Source organism: uncultured Pedobacter sp., from assembly GCF_913776295.1.
In the GTDB taxonomy this organism is placed as follows: Bacteria; Bacteroidota; Bacteroidia; order Sphingobacteriales; family Sphingobacteriaceae; genus Pedobacter.
Map to the genome: position 1 here is coordinate 63,460 of NZ_CAJYOJ010000044.1, position 23,177 is coordinate 86,636.

The 23,177-nt window shown below is 42.6% G+C and carries 22 protein-coding genes; 13 read left to right on the plus strand and 9 right to left on the minus strand.

Features of this window, described 5'->3' with window-relative positions:
• The first annotated feature begins 162 nt into the window (after positions 1–162).
• The 5 genes from QZ738_RS08915 to QZ738_RS08935 all read left to right on the plus strand — a co-directional run bounded on the left by QZ738_RS08915 (position 163) and on the right by QZ738_RS08935 (position 6,717).
• Positions 163–1,167, plus strand: coding sequence for an ABC transporter ATP-binding protein (locus QZ738_RS08915; protein WP_293786712.1), 1,005 nt, complete (start codon positions 163–165; stop codon positions 1,165–1,167).
• Positions 1,160–2,518 carry an HlyD family efflux transporter periplasmic adaptor subunit gene (locus tag QZ738_RS08920; protein WP_293786713.1) on the plus strand — a complete coding sequence of 453 codons (1,359 nt, stop codon included), beginning with the start codon at positions 1,160–1,162 and terminating at the stop codon, positions 2,516–2,518. The genes QZ738_RS08915 and QZ738_RS08920 overlap by 8 nt, the downstream gene beginning before the upstream one ends.
• Positions 2,519–4,000 carry a TolC family protein gene (locus tag QZ738_RS08925; RefSeq protein WP_293786714.1) on the plus strand — a complete coding sequence of 494 codons (1,482 nt, stop codon included), beginning with the start codon at positions 2,519–2,521 and terminating at the stop codon, positions 3,998–4,000. It abuts the gene before it with no gap.
• Positions 4,001–4,107: 107 nt separating this feature from the next.
• On the plus strand, positions 4,108–5,007 hold the full coding sequence (locus QZ738_RS08930) for an SDR family oxidoreductase (RefSeq protein ID WP_293786715.1): 900 nt from the start codon (positions 4,108–4,110) through the stop codon (positions 5,005–5,007).
• Between the two features lie 180 nt (positions 5,008–5,187).
• A complete protein-coding gene (locus tag QZ738_RS08935; protein WP_293786716.1) occupies positions 5,188–6,717 on the plus strand; it encodes a L,D-transpeptidase family protein in 1,530 nt (509 codons plus the stop codon).
• On the opposite strand, the gene QZ738_RS08940 is transcribed toward QZ738_RS08935, so the two are convergent.
• On the minus strand, positions 6,714–7,508 hold the full coding sequence (locus QZ738_RS08940; protein ID WP_293786717.1) for a murein L,D-transpeptidase catalytic domain family protein: 795 nt from the start codon (positions 7,506–7,508) through the stop codon (positions 6,714–6,716). The genes QZ738_RS08935 and QZ738_RS08940 overlap by 4 nt on opposite strands.
• Before the next feature lie 240 nt (positions 7,509–7,748).
• Between QZ738_RS08940 and QZ738_RS08945 the strand changes: the two genes are divergently transcribed.
• On the plus strand, positions 7,749–8,570 hold the full coding sequence (locus QZ738_RS08945; protein ID WP_293786718.1) for a glycosyltransferase family 2 protein: 822 nt from the start codon (positions 7,749–7,751) through the stop codon (positions 8,568–8,570).
• Here QZ738_RS08945 and QZ738_RS08950 read toward each other — a convergent pair.
• A complete protein-coding gene (locus tag QZ738_RS08950) occupies positions 8,567–9,613 on the minus strand; it encodes a glycosyltransferase (protein WP_293786719.1) in 1,047 nt (348 codons plus the stop codon). The two genes, QZ738_RS08945 and QZ738_RS08950, sit on opposite strands and share 4 nt — an antisense overlap.
• A 1-nt stretch (position 9,614) precedes the next feature.
• Positions 9,615–10,685 (minus strand): glycosyltransferase family 4 protein, encoded by a 1,071-nt coding sequence (locus tag QZ738_RS08955; RefSeq protein ID WP_293786720.1) that lies wholly within the window; start codon positions 10,683–10,685, stop codon positions 9,615–9,617.
• Positions 10,686–10,927: 242 nt separating this feature from the next.
• Here QZ738_RS08955 and QZ738_RS08960 point away from each other — a divergent pair, with 242 nt between their 5' ends.
• Together QZ738_RS08960 and QZ738_RS08965 are read left to right on the plus strand one after the other, a co-directional pair.
• Positions 10,928–11,179: a DUF3253 domain-containing protein gene (locus tag QZ738_RS08960; RefSeq protein WP_293786721.1), complete on the plus strand. Its 252-nt coding sequence runs from the start codon at positions 10,928–10,930 to the stop codon at positions 11,177–11,179.
• Positions 11,180–11,298: 119 nt separating this feature from the next.
• Positions 11,299–11,661: a response regulator gene (locus QZ738_RS08965; protein WP_293786722.1), complete on the plus strand. Its 363-nt coding sequence runs from the start codon at positions 11,299–11,301 to the stop codon at positions 11,659–11,661.
• A 426-nt stretch (positions 11,662–12,087) separates the two neighbouring features.
• On the opposite strand, the gene QZ738_RS08970 is transcribed toward QZ738_RS08965, so the two are convergent.
• On the minus strand, positions 12,088–13,290 hold the full coding sequence (locus tag QZ738_RS08970) for a hypothetical protein (RefSeq protein ID WP_293786723.1): 1,203 nt from the start codon (positions 13,288–13,290) through the stop codon (positions 12,088–12,090).
• A gap of 141 nt (positions 13,291–13,431) precedes the next feature.
• Here QZ738_RS08970 and QZ738_RS08975 point away from each other — a divergent pair, with 141 nt between their 5' ends.
• Complete coding sequence (locus QZ738_RS08975) at positions 13,432–13,797, plus strand: hypothetical protein (RefSeq protein WP_293786724.1); 366 nt, start codon at positions 13,432–13,434, stop codon at positions 13,795–13,797.
• A gap of 179 nt (positions 13,798–13,976) precedes the next feature.
• Positions 13,977–14,588, plus strand: a complete 612-nt coding sequence (locus tag QZ738_RS08980) for a class I SAM-dependent methyltransferase (RefSeq protein ID WP_293786725.1) — start codon at positions 13,977–13,979, stop codon at positions 14,586–14,588.
• A 131-nt stretch (positions 14,589–14,719) separates the two neighbouring features.
• Here the strand turns inward: QZ738_RS08980 and QZ738_RS08985 are convergent, their stop codons facing one another.
• Positions 14,720–15,718: an OmpA family protein gene (locus QZ738_RS08985; protein ID WP_293786726.1), complete on the minus strand. Its 999-nt coding sequence runs from the start codon at positions 15,716–15,718 to the stop codon at positions 14,720–14,722.
• Between the two features lie 395 nt (positions 15,719–16,113).
• Here QZ738_RS08985 and QZ738_RS08990 point away from each other — a divergent pair, with 395 nt between their 5' ends.
• On the plus strand, positions 16,114–16,593 hold the full coding sequence (locus QZ738_RS08990) for a hypothetical protein (protein ID WP_293786727.1): 480 nt from the start codon (positions 16,114–16,116) through the stop codon (positions 16,591–16,593).
• Positions 16,594–16,737: 144 nt separating this feature from the next.
• On the opposite strand, the gene QZ738_RS08995 is transcribed toward QZ738_RS08990, so the two are convergent.
• On the minus strand, positions 16,738–18,132 hold the full coding sequence (locus QZ738_RS08995; RefSeq protein WP_293786728.1) for a S41 family peptidase: 1,395 nt from the start codon (positions 18,130–18,132) through the stop codon (positions 16,738–16,740).
• Positions 18,133–18,385: 253 nt separating this feature from the next.
• Here QZ738_RS08995 and QZ738_RS09000 point away from each other — a divergent pair, with 253 nt between their 5' ends.
• Positions 18,386–19,219: an alpha/beta hydrolase gene (locus QZ738_RS09000; RefSeq protein ID WP_293786729.1), complete on the plus strand. Its 834-nt coding sequence runs from the start codon at positions 18,386–18,388 to the stop codon at positions 19,217–19,219.
• A 223-nt stretch (positions 19,220–19,442) separates the two neighbouring features.
• Here the strand turns inward: QZ738_RS09000 and infC are convergent, their stop codons facing one another.
• A complete protein-coding gene (infC, locus tag QZ738_RS09005; protein WP_293786730.1) occupies positions 19,443–20,012 on the minus strand; it encodes a translation initiation factor IF-3 in 570 nt (189 codons plus the stop codon).
• A 194-nt stretch (positions 20,013–20,206) separates the two neighbouring features.
• Complete coding sequence (locus QZ738_RS09010; RefSeq protein ID WP_293786732.1) at positions 20,207–20,491, minus strand: hypothetical protein; 285 nt, start codon at positions 20,489–20,491, stop codon at positions 20,207–20,209.
• Between the two features lie 294 nt (positions 20,492–20,785).
• Between QZ738_RS09010 and QZ738_RS09015 the strand changes: the two genes are divergently transcribed.
• Positions 20,786–21,241, plus strand: coding sequence for a PA2169 family four-helix-bundle protein (locus QZ738_RS09015; RefSeq protein WP_293786734.1), 456 nt, complete (start codon positions 20,786–20,788; stop codon positions 21,239–21,241).
• 195 nt (positions 21,242–21,436) lie between these two features.
• On the opposite strand, the gene QZ738_RS09020 is transcribed toward QZ738_RS09015, so the two are convergent.
• Positions 21,437–22,912, minus strand: coding sequence for a glycosyltransferase family 39 protein (locus tag QZ738_RS09020; protein WP_293786736.1), 1,476 nt, complete (start codon positions 22,910–22,912; stop codon positions 21,437–21,439).
• Between the last annotated feature and the right edge of the window lie 265 nt (positions 22,913–23,177).

Below are 23,177 nucleotides of genomic sequence, written 5' to 3' on the forward strand. Positions count from 1 at the left end.
CTAAAACCTTTTAAAAATGCATGAAATTGGCGATATCTCGAAATAAGAGCAATTTTTTGGTGATGTGAAGCATATTTTAGGAATAAAATCTGCAGTAGTAGAGCCGAAAAAATATCATTCTCTCCAAACAAAGTTATAAAATGTGTGTTACGTGTACGATTTATGAAAAAGCACCATACAAACTCAACTCCTACGCCTTGGCAGCGGCTTGTAGAAATGCTTCACGTGGAGCGATCTACAATTAATTACATCTTTCTTTATGCCGGTTTCATCGGCTTGATCGGCTTATCCCTTCCACTGGGTACAGCAGCAGTTTTCAATCTGCTCGCAAACGGTTCGATGTACAGTTCAACCTATATTCTGATTGCTGCGATTTTAATTGGAATTGTAGTTGGCGGGATGCTGCTTTTGGGGCAGCTTTCGCTGGTAGAGTATTTAGAACAGAAAATCTTTATCAAGGCAGCGATCGGATTTGCCTATCGTTTGCCCAGAATCAAAAAAAAGGAGTTTGAAGGTGAAGATCCAAGAGAACTGGTAAACAGGTTTTTTGATATTCTCACCATTCAGAAAGGTCTCACCAAGTTATTGATAGATATTGTGGCATCAGGGGTACTGATATTTTTCAGTGCCATACTACTCTCGTTCTACCACCCGGTATTTATTGGTTTTGGCATTTTTACCATCGCCTGTATCGTTGTCATTATTACCATTTATTACCGTAGAGGAGTGGAAACCAGTATCGAGGAATCGGAGTATAAATATGAGGTTGTGGCTTATCTGGAAAATGTGGCCGAGGATCTGGATGCTTATCGCGGAAAAAAGCATGAAATGGATAAGATAGTACAAGTGACTGACGAAATCACCTCCAGGTATGTGGAGGCCAGAAACGATCACTTTAGCATTTTGAAACGGCTGTTTGCCAGTGCAGTAGTCTTAAGGACTACCCTGATGGGGGCGCTTTTACTGCTAGGCTCTTATTTTGTTGTTCAAAGGGAGATGACTTTCGGGCAATTTGTTGCCGCAGAGGTGATTATTGTACAGATTACTTATGCCGTTGAAAAATTGATGACCAGTTTAAATACCGTTTTTGATATGGTAACAGGAAGTGAGAAACTTGCTGTGGTAACTGATATGGAACTGGAGGAAGGAGAACTGCAGCATGATTAGTCAGACTAAAAAACTAGTAGTGAGGAAAGTGAATGAATATGCGGTGTTATCTAAGGGCCAATTGATTTCAGTGAACGGCCCAAGGTTGCTGGGGAGAATAATGATTGGGGTAGCTGTTCTTTTTATCATCATATTGCTGCTGCCATGGAGGCAAACCATATCTGGTAGGGGCACTGTTACAGCCCTACGCCCTGAAGACAGGCCGCAGACGATACAAAACCAAATTGGCGGACGTATTGAATACTGGGCCGTAACAGAAGGGCAGCAGGTGAAAAAGGGCGACACCATTTTGGTGCTTTCTGAAACCAGCCATTCTTATTTCAATCCCGAATTGCCTGAACGGTTGGACGAACAGCTTACTGCCAAAAGGGGGAGCGAGCAGGCAGCCGATCAAAAGATTTCTGCAAGCGATGCCAAGATTAACGCCCTGAATAATGGCTTAAAAGTACAGCTCGACGCCGCCCGTAACGACGTGAAGCAGGCGAAAAACAAAGTCAGTATTGATAGTGCTGAACTGGTGGCTGTAAAAAACTTTTACCAAACCAGTAAAGTACGGTTGGAACGCTATGAAGTAGGTTATAAAAACGGTCTTTTTTCACTGACCGATATCGAATCGAGAAGATTAAAACTGGCAGAAGATAAGGCTAAAGAGGTTGCTCAGGAGAATAAACTCAATAATTCCAGACAGTCGCTGGCCAATGCCATTATCGAACTGGATAACATTAGAGTAAAATATGCGCAGTCTTTAGCCTCAGCACAATCAGATCTGAGTTCAGCGATTTCAGGTAAAGCATCCGTAAGAGAAGAGATATCAAAATTGCGGAATGAAATGAGAAATATTAACATCAGGAGGGGGCTTTACGTGGTGCGTGCTCCGCAGGATGGTTATATCGTAAAAACATATAAAGCGGGTATCGGCGAAAACATTAAGGAGGGAGAGTCTGTGGCAACATTGCAGCCATTATCTCCTCAGGTTGCTGCCGAAATTTATGTAGATGCAATGGATGTTCCCCTGATTTTAGACAGTAGCAATGTTAGGCTGCAGTTTGAAGGCTGGCCCTCTGTTCAGTTTTCAGGTTGGCCATCGGTAGCAGTGGGTACTTTTGGAGGTAAAGTATCTGTGATCGACAGGGTCAGTACAAATGGCAAATACCGTATACTGGTGAGGCAACTCGACAAGGTGCCTGAGGGTGATGAGCCATGGCCAATTCAATTGAGACAGGGTTCAGGGGTTTATGGCAGGGTTATCCTGCGCTCGGTTCCGGTATGGTATGAGATCTGGCGTCAGCTTAACGGGTTTCCACCAAGTTTAGATAAGGCTCCGACCGCCGAAAATATCAATAATAAGTAAATGAGAACCGACTATGCAAAGCATGCCTCCGGACCAGGATGGTTGGCGGCATTATTGAAGCGCAATGTTTTTATCATCTACCTTTCTGTAATGGTCTGCTCCGCGTCTGCTCAACAAAAAAGCAACGCTGGTGTCCAGGTGTTTTCGATCCGCGATTTACAGGAAATTGTACTGGCAGGACACCCTGTTGTTAAACAGGCTGCCTTGCTGCCTAAAGCCTCCCAAGCCAAAGTGTTACAGTCGCTGGGGAATTTCGATCCGGAGGTGGTTGCATCTTTTGGTCGAAAAATTTTTGGTGGCACTGAATATTATAACCACTGGAACAGCCAGTTGAAGGTTCCGCTTTGGTTGGCAGGTGCAGACTTAAATGTGGGTTACGACCGTAATGTGGGTACCTATAATAATCCGGAAACCAGGACCAGCAACACGGGGCTTACGGGGATAGGCCTCAGTATCCCGCTGGGGCAGGGGCTTTTAATAGACTCACGCAGGAATACGATGCGGCAGGCTAAGATCATGGTCGACTATGCAGAGGCAGATAAAATTTCGCAGATCAATGCGGTATGGCTGTATGCACTCAAAGACTATTGGAACTGGTATTATGCTTTCGAACAGCAACGTTTTACTGCCGAAGGCGTTGATCTTGCTGAGAAAAGATTCCTGGCCTTAAAAGCACAGGTGCTTATTGGTGATAAGCCACCGATTGATTCTGTAGAGGCATCCATTACACTTCAAGACCGTAGGGTTCAGCTTCAGGAATCGGTAGTTAAATTAAACAATGCCCGGCTAATACTTTCGAATAATTTATGGTCTGCAGATGGTGTACCTCAGGAACTTCCTTTACTTGCTGTGCCCGAAAATATAGCAGATGCAAAAGGTTTAATGAACAGTGTACAGCTTGATTCGTTGGTTAGCCATGCCACAGAAGCTCATCCGACGCTGTTGAAAATCAAAAGCAAGCAGGCCCAGTTAGGTGTTGAGGAACAGTATAGAAGAGAGATGTTAAAACCTAAGCTGAATGTGAAGGGCGCTTTTTTAGCCGGGAGGCGTGATTTTTCGTACGTAGCAGATAGCTATGATTTTCGGTTGGCTAATTATAAGGTGGGTATCGATTTTGCTATCCCTTTGTTTTTAAGGGAAGAGCGAGGCAAGCTTCGTGAGGTAAGAATCAAGCAGGCTGATATCGCATATGGCCTGCAGCAAACAGGTAGGGAAATCCAGACCGCAGTATTGGCAGCATTTAACCAATACAAGGGTTATCAGGGGCAGCTTGAATTGCAAACCAGGAACGTAGCCAGCCAACGCACACTCGTGAACGGTGAACAGCAAAAGTTTGAACTGGGAGAGAGCAATCTTTTCCTGATTAATGCAAGGGAAACTAAGCTGATTGAAATGCAGGTAAAGCGGGCCGAATTACAGGCCAACCTGCAGAAAGCAATGGCTGAAATTTATTATCAGGCAGGGAAACGTTTAGCGCGCTGATTATTATAGTTTATTTTCAATAGGTGGATAGTTGATTTAAAGTGAAAATAATTTGAACAAAGGCCATTTTGCCTTGTTGCCTTAAAGTAACATTAAGATATCTAACTATGGAAAATGAGCAAAACAAAGCATTGAAAAACCCACTCGAACAGTATCCTAAACCACCTTTTCAACGTCAGCCACAGCAGCCGCCCGGACTGGCCAACAAAATGATCCCTCAGCCCGATCATGGCGAGGAAAGTTACCGTGGCTCCGGCAGGTTAAAGGGCAGAAAAGCCTTAATTACAGGTGGCGATTCTGGTATTGGCAGGGCAGCAGCCATTGCTTATGCACGTGAAGGGGCAGATGTGGCAATCAATTATCTGCCGGAAGAACAGACTGATGCGGATGAAGTGATTAAGATTATTACCGATGCCGGACAAAAAGCATACGCCATTCCAGGTGATATTACCAGCAGCGACTTTTGCAAAAAACTGGTTGATGACGCGGTAGAAAAACTGGGCGGCCTGGATATATTGGTCAATAATGCTGGTAAACAACAGGCCATTGACTCACTTTCAGACTTAAGTGAAGAGCAATTCGATGCCACCATGAAAACCAATATCTACGCACCATTCTGGATCACTAAAGCAGCACTTCCACATTTAAAACCTGGATCGGTGATTATATCAACCAGTTCGGTACAAGCTTATGACCCTTCGGAAAATCTTTTTGATTATGCACAGACCAAAGCTGCCAATGTAGCCTTTGTTAAATCTTTATCAAAACAACTTGGTCCTAAAGGCATCCGTGTAAACGGAGTGGCACCTGGTCCGGTATGGACTCCGCTTCAAACCAGTGGTGGTCAACCACAGGATGCCATTGAAAAGTTTGGCGAACAAACACCTTTGGCCCGTCCTGGCCAGCCAGCTGAATTGGCTTCAATATATGTGCAACTGGCAGATGACAGCGCAAGTTATGCAACCGGTCAAATTTATGGTGCAGCAGGTGGAGGCGGACACCCTTAGTCAATTACAAATCAATTTTAATCATTTGCCCTGATCATCATCAGGGCATTTTTTGTACTGATATGCTAATCACCCACAAACTAAAATTTTTAAAAACACCTTTTGTTAAAATAAATTGTTGATTAACAGTTTATTACTTAAGTGTTGAAAACAATTTTGCAAAAAACCAATTATATGAGCATGAATAATACGCAAGTACCTAAACTTTTGAAAAGCTTGTTGATGCTTTTACCATTACTGATACTATTTGAGGCCTGTAACAAGCCTAAGTCTGAAACCGGTGCTGAACTGACCAAAGTGACCGGCATTAAATTATATAAAGAACTTGATGCTGAAGTATTAAGCGATAAGTTGAAAGCTGTGTTAAGCAAAAAGGCTAAATCAATGTCTCACCCAAAGTTTACACAGCAAATTTATGAGGAGGCAGACTACCAACCGCTTCTGATCGCTAAATTTCTTTCCGATAGTGGATTAGTGAAGGCCGCTAAAAAGATTAGTGCGGCGAAAGAACACGGTCTTTCGCCTGAAAAATTTCAAGTGACAAAACTAAATGCTGCATTAGCGAAAATTTATTCTAAAAAGGAGGTCAACACGCTCGATCAAGCTTATGATGCGGTTATTGATCTCGAACTGATTGCAAGTGCTGCTATTACCGATTATGCTGCAGCCATGCAATATGGGGTGGTAAGTCCAAGGAAAATATTTGCACAGTTTTACACCAAGGTGCTCCGGCCAGATTCCCTTTCATTTAAAAAACCTTATCAAACCCGTGATATCGATACGTTTCTAGATAGTATCCAACCCAGTTCCGAAGCTTACAAAATGCTTCAGACGGCGTTGAGTCAAAATATCGCTGCTCCGGGCCATTCTGTTGAGGAAACCAGACGCATTGTTATCGTAAACATGGAACGCCTGAGATGGCATACTGCTCAACAGGAAGATAAATATGTATGGGTAAATATACCGGCTTTTGAACTTCAGGTAATTGAAAAGCAAAAGCCGGTTTTAAGCATGAAAGTTTGTGTAGGGGAAGGACGCAATACCGGGCAGGCAACCTCATTGACCGAATACGATGAAAATGATCTGAAAAAGGACCGGGCATTTAACCGCGAAACTCCTCAGCTGAAAAGTATGATACACAGTGTACAGGTTAACCCGGTTTGGAATATTCCCGAAAGTATAGCCAGTAATGAAATTGCGAAGTATGCCGCTCAGGACCGCTATTATTTAAGCAACAAAAATATTGATGTTTTTTATAAAGGTAAAAAGGTAGAAGATACGGAGACTATCGATTGGTCGGCACCTGATGCCGGTAAAACCTACACCTTTAAGCAGCAGCCGGGAGCAGACAATTCTCTGGGTAAAATCAAATTCCTGTTCAATAACCAAAGCAGTGTTTACCTGCACGATACACCAGCCAAAGCTGCCTTTAATTTAGCAGTAAGGGCCGTAAGTCATGGCTGTGTGAGGCTGGAAAAACCTTTGGAACTGGCCAGGGTACTTTTTGGCCCAGGTGAAAAATTTAATAAAATCAGGGAAGGCATGCAAAGCAAAGATCCAAAGGCCGAAAACATTTCACTTCCCAAACAGGTTGCAGTATACCTGGCCTACTTTACCTGCTGGAAAGATTCAGGCAGTGGAAAATTAATGTTTGCTAATGATATTTACGGTCAGGATGCGGTACTTTATACCCACTTAAATAAAGCCTAATCCAGATTAAACTGGCCCTGATCACTGTTGTTGTTCAGGGCTGGTAAAGCGGCCAATGCGGCATGCTGCTCATCTAAATAGCGTGAAGCATATTTCTCTGCACTTTTATTGATGAAAAGCACGCTACCTTCGCCCATTGCACTGATCAACTGATCGGAAAGTTCAGGACTTACCGCCGGACAGCCCTGGCTTCTTCCTAGACGCCCCAAAGCGGCAATCGTACCCTGGCTAACATAAGGTGCACCGTGGATAACAATAGAACGAATCCGGGCATTATCATTATAGCCGGCATCCATACCATCCAACCTGAGCGATCTGCCATGTGTCCCAACATACTCTTCACCCGTAACGTAAAAACCGATACTGCTACTGTACGAATCATTTTGGTTGGAAAAAGTCACTGTTTCATCATCGCCACTGCGCTGGCCATGGGCTACCCAGGTATTTAGAACCATTTTCTTCTTACTCAGGTCGAGTACATATAACCGTTTTCTCGTACTTCTCTGGTCAAAGTCTGCAATACTCAAAAGCGCATGATCCGATAATCTACCAGCTTCCTTTAGGTTAAAATAGCCGGTAAGGGCTTTTTCAAACACCGGATAAGTCAGCCCGGAATCCTTTAAATGAACCTGGTTATAAAGCGACTTTGCATAAGCGGAGTAACTTGGCCTGATTGAGGTTGAAACACCGGCAACCGTTTTCGGATGCTGGATTTTTTTATCGCCCATGGCCAATAAGAAAAAGCTTAACGATAAAATGATACAGAAGATGCCCAAGATATATTTTCTCATAGATAACTAATTGAAATGATTTAAGTAGGGCTATTGCTATAGGCTGTTTGGATTATTGTGTAACAAATATACGACATTGGGACGCGATTTACTAATATATCCCAAATGCTGACAATTACATGATGATAGAGATCTGACTGTAGTACCTTTTTATTGGTGTTATCGCCCGGCTAGTGATTTTAAAGTCGTTTCAGAATAGATTTATTCAAACTTTTTAACCTCCTGGCAAGTTAAGATATCATGGATATTTCACTGGTCACGATCGTAAAAAACCGACGCAATGCACTCATCAATATGATTATCGGCGTGGAACGTGGCACAACACAACCTTCGGAACTCATCATTATACACATGAATGAGGAACCCTATCAATTGCCTGCCTGTACTTTTCCGCTCAAACAGTATGTGGTTAACTGTGTTCATCATTTACCATTGGCAGCGGCAAGAAATGCTGCGGTATCATCAGCAGGTTACGATCGGGTAGTGTTTCTGGATGTCGACTGTATTCCTGCGTCAGATTTTCTTTCCGTTTATGCCCAGGCTTTTAACGGCACTGATTCACTGATCTCTGGTCGGGTGCGGTATCTTACGGCAAAGGCCATGGAAAAGAAAGACCTCTTCGAATGTATGAGGGAATACAGCATACCAGATCCTGTACGCGAAAATGTTGATCAATACCCTTATGAACTTTTTTGGTCGCTTAATTTTGGCTGTAGTAAAGCCGTTTTTAAAGAAATTGGTGGATTTGATGAGCTCTTTACCGGATACGGGGCAGAAGATACCGATTTTGCGTTTGCCGCAAAAGCCAGGCAGATACCTATGAATACGATAAATGCGATGGCCTTCCATCAGTATCATCCCAGTTATGATCCGCCTATGAATCACCTTTCAGATATCGTCAGCAATGCAAAAGCTTTTAGGGGCAAATGGGGAATTTGGCCTATGGAGGGCTGGCTGAGAAAATTTGAACACGCGGGATTGATCGAATGGTCGGAAGGCCATCTGGAGTTAAGGCGATTGCCTTCAGCACAGGAAATTGAAAAAGCGCTTAAATTGACTTAATGATGCTGAAAAACAGAGCGGTGGGTATTCATCAGATAATCTGCCGCGCGTTCGGCTGCATCGCTTCTGATAAACCCGGTCCAGTTGGGGCGGCTGGTTAACAAATTTTCAAGCATCTCTTTCCAGTCCGTGTGGAATATCGCCGAGGCCGGGAGGTGCGTGGCCAATTTCAGTTCATCAATAATAACGGCTTTTTCCTCCTGCTCTTTAAATGGACGTTCTTCGGCTATAGCAATAAAACGTTTATTCAGCGAAGCACATTCCATCACTGTGTTATGGCCGGCATTTCCAATCACTATGCAACAGTCTGCCAGAATAGCTCGGGGATCTTCCAACTTCCCATGAAAATATAAATTATTAATGTTTTGCGCATGTTGACCATTGCCCACAATGTGGAAGGTCCACTCTGTGCATTGCCAGGCCAGATGATTTAAGAAATGGTGATCTATACTCGTGCCACCACTGCCAATCAGTACAGCTACATGCCTTTTGGCGGCGTCAGACAGGTCTGCACTGGGTGCAAAACGGCTGAGCCCACCTGTATAAAAAGTTTTTTCATGGATCCATGTTGGCACTCGTCCAGACATCCGCACATCAAACGGAGCCAATAATCCAATGGCATTTCGATAACAGATTTGATGTGGAAGATCATCTCGCAAACCATGTTGCCTGACAACGATTGTGGGTACGCCACACAGCCTTGATAGCATGGCCATTTCGGCTGAAACATCGACAACAAATAGCAATTTGGGGCGGCTGGACAAAAAGCCGGTCATGATATTTACCCGCTGGAGCTGTCCACCAACATTAAGCGGTGCGTAGTGCAGTCCCTCCAGGCTTCGATTTAGGAAATAATGGTCCTCATCAGTGGGGGTATCCATTGGTAAATAAATAAGTTCGATAGTGCCTGGGATTATTGATTTATATGGTGCCAGCCCACTTCCCAAAAAAGTAATATGGCAGTTTTTGAGGGCAGAGGCAATGGCCAGACACCTCATCAGATGGCCTGAACCATGATGATGAACGTAAAAAGCAATTTCCATATCAGGCTACACGGGTTACCGTATCCGTTAGCAATAATTCATAAGCATCTATCATCCGTTCAATATCCAGATTTTCTTCGGCCTGGCGGCGGCAGGTTGCCCGATCCATTTCAACAGCCGTATTGATGCAATTTGCCAGTTCTCCGGGATCATTACTGCTGGTCAGACAACCTGTTCCGGCGGTCACCAGATAGGGCAATGCCCCACGAGAAATGCCGGCTACAGGCGTACCACAGGCCAGGCTTTCGGCCACAACAAGGCCAAAGGGCTCATCCCAGCAAGGAGTAATGAGCGCGCATCTGGCGTTGCCTATTAACTCATTAAGCGTTTCATGGCTACAGTTTCCAAGCAGTTCTACGCGCTCGTCAATCAGCGGTTCAACGTAAGTCTGGAAATAGTGCGAATCTGCAATACTCCCGGCGACTTTAATCGGATAGCCAGCCAGTTTAGCGGCCTGTATGGCAATGTGTGTTCCCTTGTCCGGGTGAATCCGTCCAAACCAAACCAGGTAATCACCAGCAGGTTTGGCATAAAATTTCCATAATGAAATATCCACGCCATTACAGATTACCTCACAATGGTTAAGGAAAGGCTGCCAGGCAAGTGCATTCGGTTTTGAAACACTTACATAGCGTATGCGGCCTGTTTTACGCTCCTGTAACATCGCGCGCTTCATTTCGAAAATAGGAGGCGTATGTAGCACGGTAACCATTGGCGTTGCCGTAACGGTAGACATGGTAAGTGGCACGTAGTTCAGGCTATTATTGAAGATAACATCATGTTCGCGGCCATCAATATCCTGCATCAGCTCTAAATAGGCGTGGTGCGTGGAAATAAAATCTTCGCTCAGCTCATGCGACCTGAACCTGCTTAGCGTTTCCCTATCGTAATCCACATCAGTGAGTATAACATTAACATTGAGATCAGGATCGCTCAGTTCACTCGCATACAAGGTAACAGTGTGTCCCCTGGCAATAAGTCTTTTGGTCACTTCGTAAGTGAAAGCTTCCAGTCCGCCCATGTATGGCTTACGGATGGGATGTTTTAAATGCGCTATTATTCCGATATTCATTGGGATTTTTAAAGGTGTTACCATAACAACTGGATAAAGCGGCGAAAGTTTTGGGTAATTCTGATACCGAACCTTTTTGTATTTATTTCCCGTATTTAACCCCAAGTAATCTACTGATCAAGACATATATCAGCATTTTTCTTATTGAGCTGTTGGCATTGTTTAGATTATGTTGAGCCGCTTATTAAACAGGCTGCCATATTCTCTGAAACCAATTGCTGAAGTTTTGCGTTTTAATGACGATGCAAGAGAAGCAAAAAATAGCAGAGCGTATATTATTGGTGGCCGGTCAGCGCGGAGCCGATAAAAGCACCTGCCCATCAGAAATTGCCAGAATGCTTTATCCTGATCATTGGCGTAAATACATGGGAACTGTTATGGAAGTGGCTATTGACCTTTGTGTTAATGGTAAGATTTCCATCACCCAGAAAGGCAAGGCGGTTGATGTGGAAAAGATTAAGGGGCCGGTTCGGATTAAGCAACCAACGGACTGAACTGCCTCATAACTTAAGAAATGTTCATTTTGATCAGCCTTTTAGATAAATGATTAAACTCTTTTTATTTTGTTAAAACCAAATAAGTTCCAAATGGTTATATCATTACACTTGGAAGGATGATGAAAAAGAAAATAATGGTTTTAGAAGACGATCGTGATATCAGGGAAATCATAGGATTGCTATTAGATGATGAAAATTATGAGGTGAAGCTATATCCTGATATCAGAAGCTTTAGGAAAGATTTACTTTTTACTTCACCAAACCTTATGATTTTAGATGTCCGTCTGCCTGATGGAAATGGACACGACCTTTGCCGGGAAGTGAAAAATGATCAACGCACCGTTGATGTGCCGGTTCTGATGATGTCTGCACATTGTTCTGCAAATGAGGTTAACCGAAAATGTCATCCGGATGATTTCATTCCAAAACCTTTTAGTATAGACGATTTTGTTGCCAGGGTAAATGCAGTGGTAAACTAGCATTCAGCATGTTTGTTGAACTGGATTTTGATTAGTTAGCCTAAGCAACTTCCCGGATAAAATACGAATAACTGTATGTCCAAACAGCTTAATTTAGTTTCTGTTCCAATTCCAGCACATTTCTAAACATGGGATCATTTTGTAATAAAATGTTTTCCCGAATATATCGTGGCTTATCGTGCGCAGGTAAAGATTTTCAATGGGATAAGAAACCGGATATTCTACATGGTTCTGGAAAACATCTTCCAGCTTTCTGATGCTTGGTTTTCGGGTTTGATGATAATGGTTTCCAACTGATTTTTCTCTATGTTGCTGCGGGCCTCATTCCACTCATTCGCAGAGGAAGCTGTAGGTGTTACTTGTTAATTTAAACAGCCTGCACAGGCAAATATAAACCTTTACTTTCTTAAATCAATCCATTAGGTTTTACTGGTTAAAACCCCTGGTTTTTGGTTTCCGCAAATAAGTAGAAATTATAAAAATGGCAAATCCAAAAAGCCAGGTTGAAAATAGTACGATAAAGAAAATTGCCCTGATGGATGGATGAAAAAAATTTGGCTGGTAAAAAAGCCGGTTTAAAATATTGATTTTCTCAACCAGCGCGTTTCGGTTAAAATTATTCCTGATCTGGTCCAGCTGCTCGCGGTCCTGATCCCGGAAACGGAATACATCTCGGGTAAGCGTTGCCGGATCGATAGCAGATTCGACCTGATATTTTTTTAGCAATAAGTTTAGTTTTTGAAAAGCATGAAGTAACGAATCATGAGGCAACTGATAAAGAAGCTGATAGCGGTTTATGGCGCTTTGCCGCTGCTGTACTGCAATAGCTTCGCCATTAACCGGGCTGAGTAGGGTGTTGTTTTCCAGAAAGACACAGATGCTGTCGTCAAACCTCGGGTTGACTGCAGCCCCTCTGAATATGATCTGAGTACTATCTTTGCTGATGGTTTTGGACAGGATCCTCTTCTGAAATTCTTGCTGATCGAGACCCGGCAACTCAGCGGCTATATGGGCTGCGCTTTTTAACTTATTGTAAGCTGACGTAAGCATTTTAAGCGTATCGATACTGTAATAGGCCGACTCGACGCTATAATATGCTTTGTTTCCCGGCTCGTAAAAAACAGTATCTGTTACTTCGGTTACCGGATAGGGCTTTGGATACAGAATGTTGGTTACCTTGAACAGGGTTTCTGACCTGTAATAGGAGCCAGGGTATAAAAGCGGATTTAAAACGTTCAACAGCCTTTTATCTGCATTGAAATTTTTGGCAGATAACTCCTGTTTAAGTTTAGCATTCATGCCAAAGCTATAACTCATAAAGAAGCTTAAGGATAAAAACACCATAAACAGCAGTATGGCCCCGATTTTAACCAGATTTAGCATGTTATACCTTTCTTTGGAATGATTCCGGACCAGTAAAATAAGCACCGTCAGTAAAAATAAACCGCTTACAAAAAAGTGCGAAATGGATACATCATCATAAAACTTAAACCGGTAAAACTCCGTGTAGATGTAGATTCTGCCAATCCCTACAAACCTGAAATAACCGTAAATAAAATAGGCGAGGTGTATGAGGCCTAAAATGAAAATCGATTTGCTAAAAAATGACTTGAGGGCTTTGTTGATCATGATGTTAAACTTATTCGCTGGAATAACTGATATTCTCCGGTACTGTAACCAACAATTCAGCACCTTAAATGTTATAGGTAAACAGAAAAATAAACAAACAGGTGATTCGTTACCGGTTAAACCAGGTTAAAACCAATAAGTATGAGCTTCGATATTTCGCTATCTAGAATTGAAACCAAGGAAAAAGAACAGGCAGGCCGTGAGGAGGGGTTTTTCGAAAACACAGAAAATTTAGTTCCCTTTACAGCAGAACAGTTTGAAGCCTTGAAAGAAAGGTTATTGAGGTACGATTATAAACTGACGGCCGATGACCTTTACGGACTGCATTTTACTCATGTCGACGAAGATTTTGGAACGGCCCTGTTAACAAAGGGAGCGGTTTACTTTATGGCGGGCTGGAACAGGGATTCGATTTTTGAAGTGGGCATGACGGTTTCTGAATTTACAGATTCAGGACAATTTGCAAAATATGATCGCCAGACCGGCAAATGGGAAACATGGGAATGAGCCGGGTGGGTAAATACAGGAGCTGAAGCCGTTCGATATTGATGACATAATAAATATGAACATGATATAAAGCGGCAGTATTTGGCCCTGTTTAAGCATCTTTTGTGCTTTGGGCCATGTTTTTTAAAACTGAAATCGGTTTTCCGTCCCGGCAATTTGTAATTATATTTGCGCCAGAGATGAAAAGCGAGCAGATACAGGAAACCTTCGGAAACATAGATGTTTATTTATTTGACCAGTTACTGAAAGGTACTTATGATGAGTGTAAGGCGATTCTGGACGCCGGTTGTGGAACAGGAAGAAACCTGTTGTACTTTTTAAAAAGTGGCGCACAGGTTTATGGCGTAGATCGTGATCCCGAAGCCATAGCACAGCTTAAAGTAATGGCAAGTGCTTTTAAGCATATTAATCCGGATGAAAACTTTAGCACCTCACCGGTAGAACAATTGCCTTTTGAAAATGAATGTTTTGATCTGGTGATCAGTTCGGCCGTACTGCACTTTGCCATGAACCAGGCACATTTTGAAGCGATGTTAACTTCAATGTGGCGTGTACTTAAACCAGGCGGATATTTTTTCTGCCGCCTGGCTTCAGAAATCGGTATAGAATCACTGGTCCGTTTTATCGGAAATGGCAGGTATATGCTTCCAGACGGATCGGAACGTTTCCTGGTTAACCAGGAGATGCTGCTGAGACTCACCAAAAACCTTGGCGGGCAGCTTCACGAACCGATTAAAACAACCAACGTACAAAATACCAGGGCCATGACCACCTGGTGCGTGCGCAAATAACAACCGTTTTAATTACTTTGCAAAGCCTGTTAACCAGATGATTTATCTTAATGGTTGAAAAACCTGAGCTGGTGATTATTTTATAGCAAAGGCGCGCTGCTTATCATCCAGTCCGGGAACCAGTATCCCATCTAATTAACTTTAACCAGCTCAACCCTTCGGTTTTTTGCTTTGTTTTCGTCAGAATCATTAGCCACCAGAGGGCGTTCAGCACCGAAACCCCTGGCCGACAGGCGTGATTGTGCGATATGAAGCTTAACCAGCGCGGCCATTACGGCATTGGCCCTATCAGCCGACAATTTTTTGTTGTGGGCGGCATTACCTGTATTATCGGTATGTCCTTCGATGCTGATTTTCAGGTTTTGATCTTTGTTCAGCGCTTCGGCAATTTGATTTACGGTTTCTGCACCAGCAGTTGTGATGCCGGATTGATCGGTATCGAAATGAATATAAAGGATAGACTTTCCACGGTCAGCAAGATCCTTTATAATCGAGTCAGCGGTGATCTTGCCAATGGTTTGGGTAAGTGCTTTTTGTTGCAGGATATTCAGCTTTGCGCCAACATTTGTAGCTGAATACTGCACCAGGATATTCCCTTGTTCTTTACTTCGGATGGCATAAACATTAATTTGGTCTCCATCATAGCCAATGTCTCCTTCGCCTCCTTTATTTGGATCTTGTTTATGGTAACGTTCATATTCCTCACTTGTAATGGTTCCTGAATAGACTTTAACGGCTCCAACGGATTTAAGGTAATTGTCTAAGCTGCTTTCAAAATAGTGCTGTGAGAATTTTGTTCCGTCCTGGCCCGTGATGTTAGCCTTGTATAATTTGCCTTCAAAGCCTTTCATCACACCGTTAATGGGAAAAAAGCAAATGTCGAAATCATTCAGCAGGGGTTTGTTCATTTCTGCAAGTCCTTTGGGCAAAGTGAAAAATGGAAATACGCCGAGATCGGCCCTGGTGTAAGGTATGGTTTCGAAGCTAAACGTTTGTGTAGTGTCTGGTATAACCTGTTGCAGGGCTGCTGGTTCCTCCTGTTGAGCAGCCTGTATGTTATTTTCTTTTGGCTTTTGCTTACAGGAAATAACAATAGCGGCCAGTGCGAATAAAAATCCAATTTTTTTCATCGGTACGTGATTTTGGTTAAGTGTAAAATGTCAACTTACAAAATTGCGTTTATGGTGTAAAAAGGGATTTAATTTCCTGATTTGACCAAAAATGCTGTAGCGAATTTAGCGGTAAAAGTTAAACATCGTTCCAAATCCACACCGGTATCTTCCCCTAATACTGAAAAATACCGGAATACCAGTAGAAAAAAATACTGCAATTAAACCATTTTTACCCAATGATTTCCTGCATTGATTATGCAGCATGATGTTATCCAAAATCGTTTTCAGAAGGTAAAATTTGAATCAGTTGGCTGAAGTTCCAGGGGATAACCTTTTAACTGATTCAATGCATTGCGTAACCGTTGTGACAAACATTTTATAGAAATGGATGTTAGTGGTTTAAAAAATAATTTATGAAAAAAGAGATACAAAAAGCATTGCTTTTTTTAACCCTGCTGCTTGGTACTGCATTGATGGTTTCATCTTGTAAGAAAAATGGTGTAGGGGAGGAGCAGATGGAAACTGCCGCCACGCTAAAGCGAAAAGTGTTGGGTAAATGGGAATTATCTAACGGCTTAATCACTTACTATGGCGCCAATGGCCAGGTGATTAACCAGGAAGATTTATCAGGAACTAAACCTGCTCCGGTTTGGGATTTCAGGGATAATGATATTCTTCACCAGAATGACGGCGGCAGGGAGGAGACATTTTCTTACCAGGTAGCTATTGATGCGAACGGTAAATCAAAACTGATTATTGACACGGATTATGATTTCAATGTGAACGTTATTGATCAAAGCAATATGAAACTGTTTCTGGAACGCAAGTTGTCAGACGGCCAGGAGGGCACGATTAGAAGGGAAACAATGGAAATAGAATTTAAAAAACTGTAGCCCACTGTTTTGCTTCAGCCCTGGTGTTTACCGGTTACAGCAGATCATAAAACCTTTAAATTACGGGCAGTTTCGTTATCAAATCTGTTTTTATGGACAGAAAAATTAATTGAAAACCTCCTCTGAATCTGGGGCTTTTACAATTTATGGATTTTTTTCTGTCTGCTCAAAATAATCTAATATCAAACCGATGGGATCTGATACCGTATCGGAGATTGGGACATCGGGAAGGATCCCGAAAGGATCAATGGCATTTTGAGGGAGATTTATGGTGCGTATAGATGTGGGGTAACGTAGGCTGCCACCGTTAAAGCGGATAATATTACCGTTATAACCATCTATGCAGCCTGCCGTAGCAGTACCAAAGGTGGTTACCCTTTCACTGGTTTTGCCCTTTAGCACCAAAGTTTCACCACTGCTGGCAGTTTTGGAATCCATGAGTATGGCCACGTTTTGTGGAGATTTTGCATAATGAGCTGCGCTTAAATACGGGGTTTCTGAAGTAGTTGCCCATGTTCCCCTTCTACTAGTATCTGAAGGGTTTAGCTTTTCCAGGATACCCAGCTCACGGAACAGTTTAACGTTTTCATCGCTAAGATAGTAGCCAACCTTAGGCTGTATACTCGCTTTGGTTAACATATAGGGTAGCAGGGCCCTGTAGGTCCTGTCACTTCCTCCTCCATTTCCCCTTACGTCGACAACTAAATTTCGACATTGTTCTAATTTGTTTTTATGGACATTGATCAGGCTATCGACTACCGATCCGAATCTCGGAGCGCAGCTGGGCAAGGTAAAGATAGCCGATTTTTCGTTTATCCATTTAAGCGTTGGCTTGTAGGGGTCTGCCTGGTTCATTTCAGCCAGTGTCGGAATGTGATCAGTTGGAGCGGTTGGTTCCAATTTACGCCAGCTAAGGCCGTCGTCATCTAACAGGGTATATTTGCCGGAAAATCTGATCGTCGAACTTACCATCGTTGAGTCGCGCCGATAAAAGTCCATGTCGTAAAAACCATCTTTTTTTATCAGGTGCATCTTGAGCATCCCGGGCTTGAAAGTGTCATTGTCTGCCGAGACGATCAAGGCATTAAATTGGCCATAGTTCTTAAGGTCTGGAATAATAACGGCACGGTAGCCTTCCATTTCCCATAAGCCTTCAATGGAATCTTTAGCAATTTTATGGTCGAGCCAGCGCTTTCGATATGATTTTAACGCCAGGCGGTACTGAATATAGTCGATTTTTTCTGCTTCAGTGTCAACAGTAACCCATAGATGTTTATCTCTAAAATAAGCTACCCAATCGTTGAGCAGTTTCTGGCAGGCTCCACTTTGTTTTATGGATTGTGCCTTGATGAGATAGAGGCGGTTGAACGATTGGTATTCCTTGAAATTGTCTGCGTTAACCTTGATCTTAAAGAGGGCGTAATTGTTTTCGATCCCCTTAATACTTTGTTGAAGTATCTGGCTGCAATCGCAGTTTTTGGCCATTGTATTAACGGATAAAAATAGGGTAATGGGCAAAAGGAACTTGTATAATCGCATAATCAAATATAATTGAATTTTTGCTGCTTTCCGAAAAGATTTGGTAAGATGAGTTGAAGTGCATAACAGCAGTTTTTTCTAAACTGTGTAAAGAAATGCCTCCTGATGAGATTTGCCGGTGATACTTTCACCTAAACCAGCCTGCAACAACCACTGGTTTTGTGAATTTTGGAGGGGTGGGTCGAAAAACAAAAACATTGGCTGTTTGAGGGTGTTCTAAAGGATATTCTTAAAAAACAATAAAGTTAAACCTATGAAATTCTTAAAAACAACATCCACAAATGGCGAAGAAATTAACCTGCACTATCAGGACCTGGGTACCGGTACACCGGTTATCCTGGTACACGGCTGGCCACTCGATCACCAGATGTGGGACTACCAGACTACCGCCCTTACTGATGCCGGATTCAGAGTGATCAGCTATGACAGACGGGGCTTTGGTAAATCAGACAAACCACTAACGGGTTACGATTATGATACTCTGGCTGATGATTTAAAGGCGCTTATTGATGAACTTGGTGTAGAAAACGCCATATTGGCCGGCTTTTCGATGGGTGGCGGCGAGGTAGTGCGCTACTTTAGCAAACATGGCGGTAAAGGTATTTCGAAAGCGGTCTTAATCAGTTCTATCGCACCCTATATGTTGCAAACGCCCGACAACCCGGATGGGGTTCCGCAGGAAAAAATAGACGAAATTACGGCGGGCCTTATTGACGATCGTCCCGGTTTTTTGGGCACCTTTGCAAAACAGTTTTACGGGCAGGGGTTATTGAATAAACCGGTGAGCAGCGAAAGGCTGGCCACTGATCTGAACATTGCCATGCAGGCTACCTTAAAATCAACCCTTGACTGTGCAGCCGCATTTTCTTCGACAGATTTAAGGTCAGAAATGTCGTCGGTAACGGTGCCTACACTAATTATCCATGGAGATGAAGACCAGACCGTGCCCATTAAAGCAACCGGAGCGCAGGCTGCCCAGCTTTTGCCCCATGCAGAATACAAGGTTTATGAGGGCGAGCCACATGGCCTTTTCATTACCGCAAAAGATCGTTTGAATGCAGATCTGATAGATTTTATACGCAAATAATCGTTAGCGGTAAATCAGGCAGGAACGAAAAGGTCCCTGCCTGAAACGTTTACTGATCGACAGCAGCTAACTGCAGACTATACCGCTATCAATTTAATATAAAATCATCAACTGCCCGTTGCCTACATTAAATCTACCTACACTTAGCCAGAGTTTATGTAAAAACATGGGTTGATAACTGCCGGACAAGGCATTTAACTGAAAAAATTAAGATGGCCGGGTTTTACTTTTTACCCGTTTTTGGTGCCAGGGTTAGGAACATTCTTTTGCCCTCGAGTTTTGGCAATAATTCCACTTTGCCTACTTCTTCGAGGCCTTGCGCAAATCTCAACAGTAAAATTTCGCCCTGATCCTTATAAACTATAGAACGACCTTTGAAGTGAACAAAGGCGCGTACTTTTTCACCATTTTCTAAAAACGAAACCGCGTGTTTAAGCTTAAACTGAAAATCGTGATCGTCTGTATTTGGGCCGAAACGGATATCTTTAATGATGGTCTGCTTGGCCTTACTTTTTATCTCCTTTTGCTTCTTTTTCTGTTCGTAAAGAAATTTACTGTAGTCGATCACCCTGCAAACGGGAGGCACGGCGTTCGGTGAAATTTCAACCAGATCAAGGTCTAGCTCTTTAGCTATTTTGAGCGCTTCCGCGAGCGGGTAAATATTGGTTTCAACATTATCTCCCGTCAATCGCACCTCTGGTGTGGTTATAAACTCATTAATTTTATGTTCTGCTTCTTTTTTCCTGAAGGGTAAGCGTGGTCCCCTATAAAATCCTGCTTTTTTTAATGCCAAATTTGAAAAGTTTTAATGAAAAAATAAATCAACAGAGCGCTTAATCTGGACGGTATTAGCAATATAGCTTTTTTATCATAAAGCGGCAAGTCGCTGGCGCAATCATGACGCTTTACGTACATTAGGTCGCTTTTCCGTGAGGTTACCTCAATAAATGATCTGAAAAGCCTCCGGCCATCACTATAGTTTTCTTTTTAACCTGTGGTGATCTCGTTCGCCACTTTATCTTCGATTCTCAGCGCTTCGAAAGTGATGAGCATAAAGCCTGATATGAACAATACAACTGCTAAAAATTGCAATAGCTTTTCTATACTTTTGGTGTTTACCATTCTGTCCGGGCAGGTAAATCCATTAATGCCTGTTAGTTTCCTGCGCTTGTTCCTGCGCCACATGGCGAAGATGAAAATAAATGTCCCGAAAACCAGCGCTAAAACACCAATGATAAAGGGCATTGTGGTAAAATTTAAGGTTTCTTGCATTTCTATCATATAAAACAGACCAACAGCAGCCTAAAAAGTTTAAAAAAAATATTTTTTATTTTAACCAGGGCCAATTTTAAAGCCCTTTCTGATACGATCGGCGGTGTTTTACCTAAATAAGAAACATGATGCAGGCTTTGATGGTTTTCTGATTGCTGCTGTCAAAGATCTACCGCCACGCCTTATAACAAGAATAGAAAGATTGGAAAGAAACAAGCCTGAGCATGAAGATTTATTTTGTTTGATCCAAACATATTCAGGCTCACCCTGTTGTTATTAGAAAATATTTAAACTATGGAAAATACAGAAAAAACAGTAGAAATTTTAAATGATCTCATTCAGATTAACAATGATAGAGCAGATGGTTTTGATAAAGCAGCAGCCGATCTAAAAGAAGAAAACATTGATTTAAAGGCGACCTTTGAAAAACTATCAACTGATAGCCGCGACAACGTGATAGAACTGGCCGGATTGGTTGGTAGAAATGCGGAGACTCCTGACACTGGAAATACGATTTTGGGAACGTTGCACAGAGCTTGGATCGATATTAAAGCATCCTTTGGTGGCGACGACAGACACAGTATCCTGGCTGAGTGTGAACGCGGTGAAGATGCCATAAAAAAGGCATATCGTGATGCACTGGCAGAAAATGAGCTTGGTGAAAATGTTAGAACCGTATTATTAAAACAACAGGAAGGCATTAACGCCAGCCACGATGCGATCAAAGCATTGAGAGATGCTCACGCTTAAATTAGCCGATTTCATCTAAGAAAAAGCCATCAAAAAAATTGATGGCTTTTTTTGTGTCTGGGTAAAAAACCGATTAGTGATTCTTTATCCACCATCATGATCACCCGTTAGGTGTTAAATACATGGTAATGTGGCTCGATAGGGGTTTGAAGTGGGCACTGGTGAAATTAGGTGGAAAGCTTCGGTGGCCGGCCATCATTTCTGTATAAACAGCAGCCGGTCCCTGGCGTATTGTTGTTTAAATGCCTGGCTAGGAAATGACAGCTTATAGATGCGTAATCCGTTAATGTGCGAATTTTTTGAACGGATGGTATCCATGAGCCTTACCTGATCTGCAATGAGATGAATGTTTGGTCCGGTTAATTTGGTCAGGTAAATGATGGTGTGTTGATCCAGGTTTTTGGGCGACTGCGTTAGAAAGCTGTTTTTTGCCGATATGACCAGGGGCAGCGCTGCATCGCCGTAATGTTTTAAGGCGCCGGCTATGGCATAATCATTGGTTAAAATTAGTCTGGCTTTACCCGATGTTTCCGTTTGTTTGCTGGCGTTCTCCAATTTTGAGGTGAGGTATTCCCAGTCTGTCATGTCGGCGAAAAACTGTGGCATTTTTCCATACGTTCCATCCTCATAGCGCAGCGGTCGGGAAAAACCTGTTAGCCTGACCATTTCAGACATGTAGAATTGATTATCGGTAACGGAAAAAATAGGGATCACCACCGGAAGGCTTAGAAGCGCAAAAGTATAGAGCATTGATATAAACACGACGCTACAAGCGCTTTTGAAGCGGATTAACATGAGCTCCCAACAATGTCCGCCGTTGGCAAATAGCAGGGGGAAGAGCCCTAGTCCATAATATAACTTGCCTTTTAGTACGGACAATACCACAATTACAACTAGGGATGCGATGCCTAAAAAGAAGTAGGCCCTGCTTTTTGGGTTTGTCATCAGAAAAATCAGTCCGGCAGACCACACCGCCACTGATGCGCCGTGAAAAAAAAACAGTTGGAGAATGTAATCGCCGGGGTCGACCTCAAAGTTTGTTTTCGCTACCACGGCTGTAAAATTTAGAACAGGAAAGCCATGTTCTATTTGCCAGGCCAGGTGTGGAGCTAAAATCAACACGAAAACCAATGCAGGTAGTAAGTACTTCTTCCAATTGGTAATATAGGTGCGCTGCCCAAAAACTAACCAGGCAAGGAACGCTGAAAATACCAATAACAGGATGCTGTATTTGTTTAGTATGCCGAAGGCCAGGGCCACTGCCATAAGCCATAAATAAAAAGTTTTACGGCTTTTATGGTACGCAATGAAGGCGAAGGATAGGAGGGTCCAAAAGAACTCGTCGAATACAGCAGGTTGCAGAAGGTAGGAAGTAGCTAAAAATGCAGGTGAACAAATAATCGCAGAGCAAGCGATGGTAATGGCTAAACGTTTTCCGCCCAGGAAGTGCGTGATATAACCCGTTATTACAACTGTTGCAGCAGAAAAAAAACAAGGCAGTATCCGGTATCCGGTTAAAGATGAGCCAAAAAGCAAATTTGATATACGTGCCATCCAGGTAACAAAGGGAGATATATCGGGGAAACCCCATTGCCATTGCTTTCCAAGTTCGACGTAATAAATCTCATCAGCATGATAGCCGTATCCTTTTAAGGCGGTTAAATGGACCAAAAATTTTAATATTCCAAAAAACAGGATCAAGAGGTGAGGTCTCCAAATACCGCGTGAAAGGTTTTGGTTACCGGAAATACTAACCATTGACGAATGGAAATTGGTTGACGCGCTGATTTAGATGCTTCAGGTTCATGTTTAGTATAACAGCTAAGAATTAAATTGGTTTAAAAAGGATGTAATTGGAGGATAAGTATTATCATGCTGGCTCATTCAGCTCAGACACGTGTTAAGAAATATATTTTATCATATTAAAAAATACATT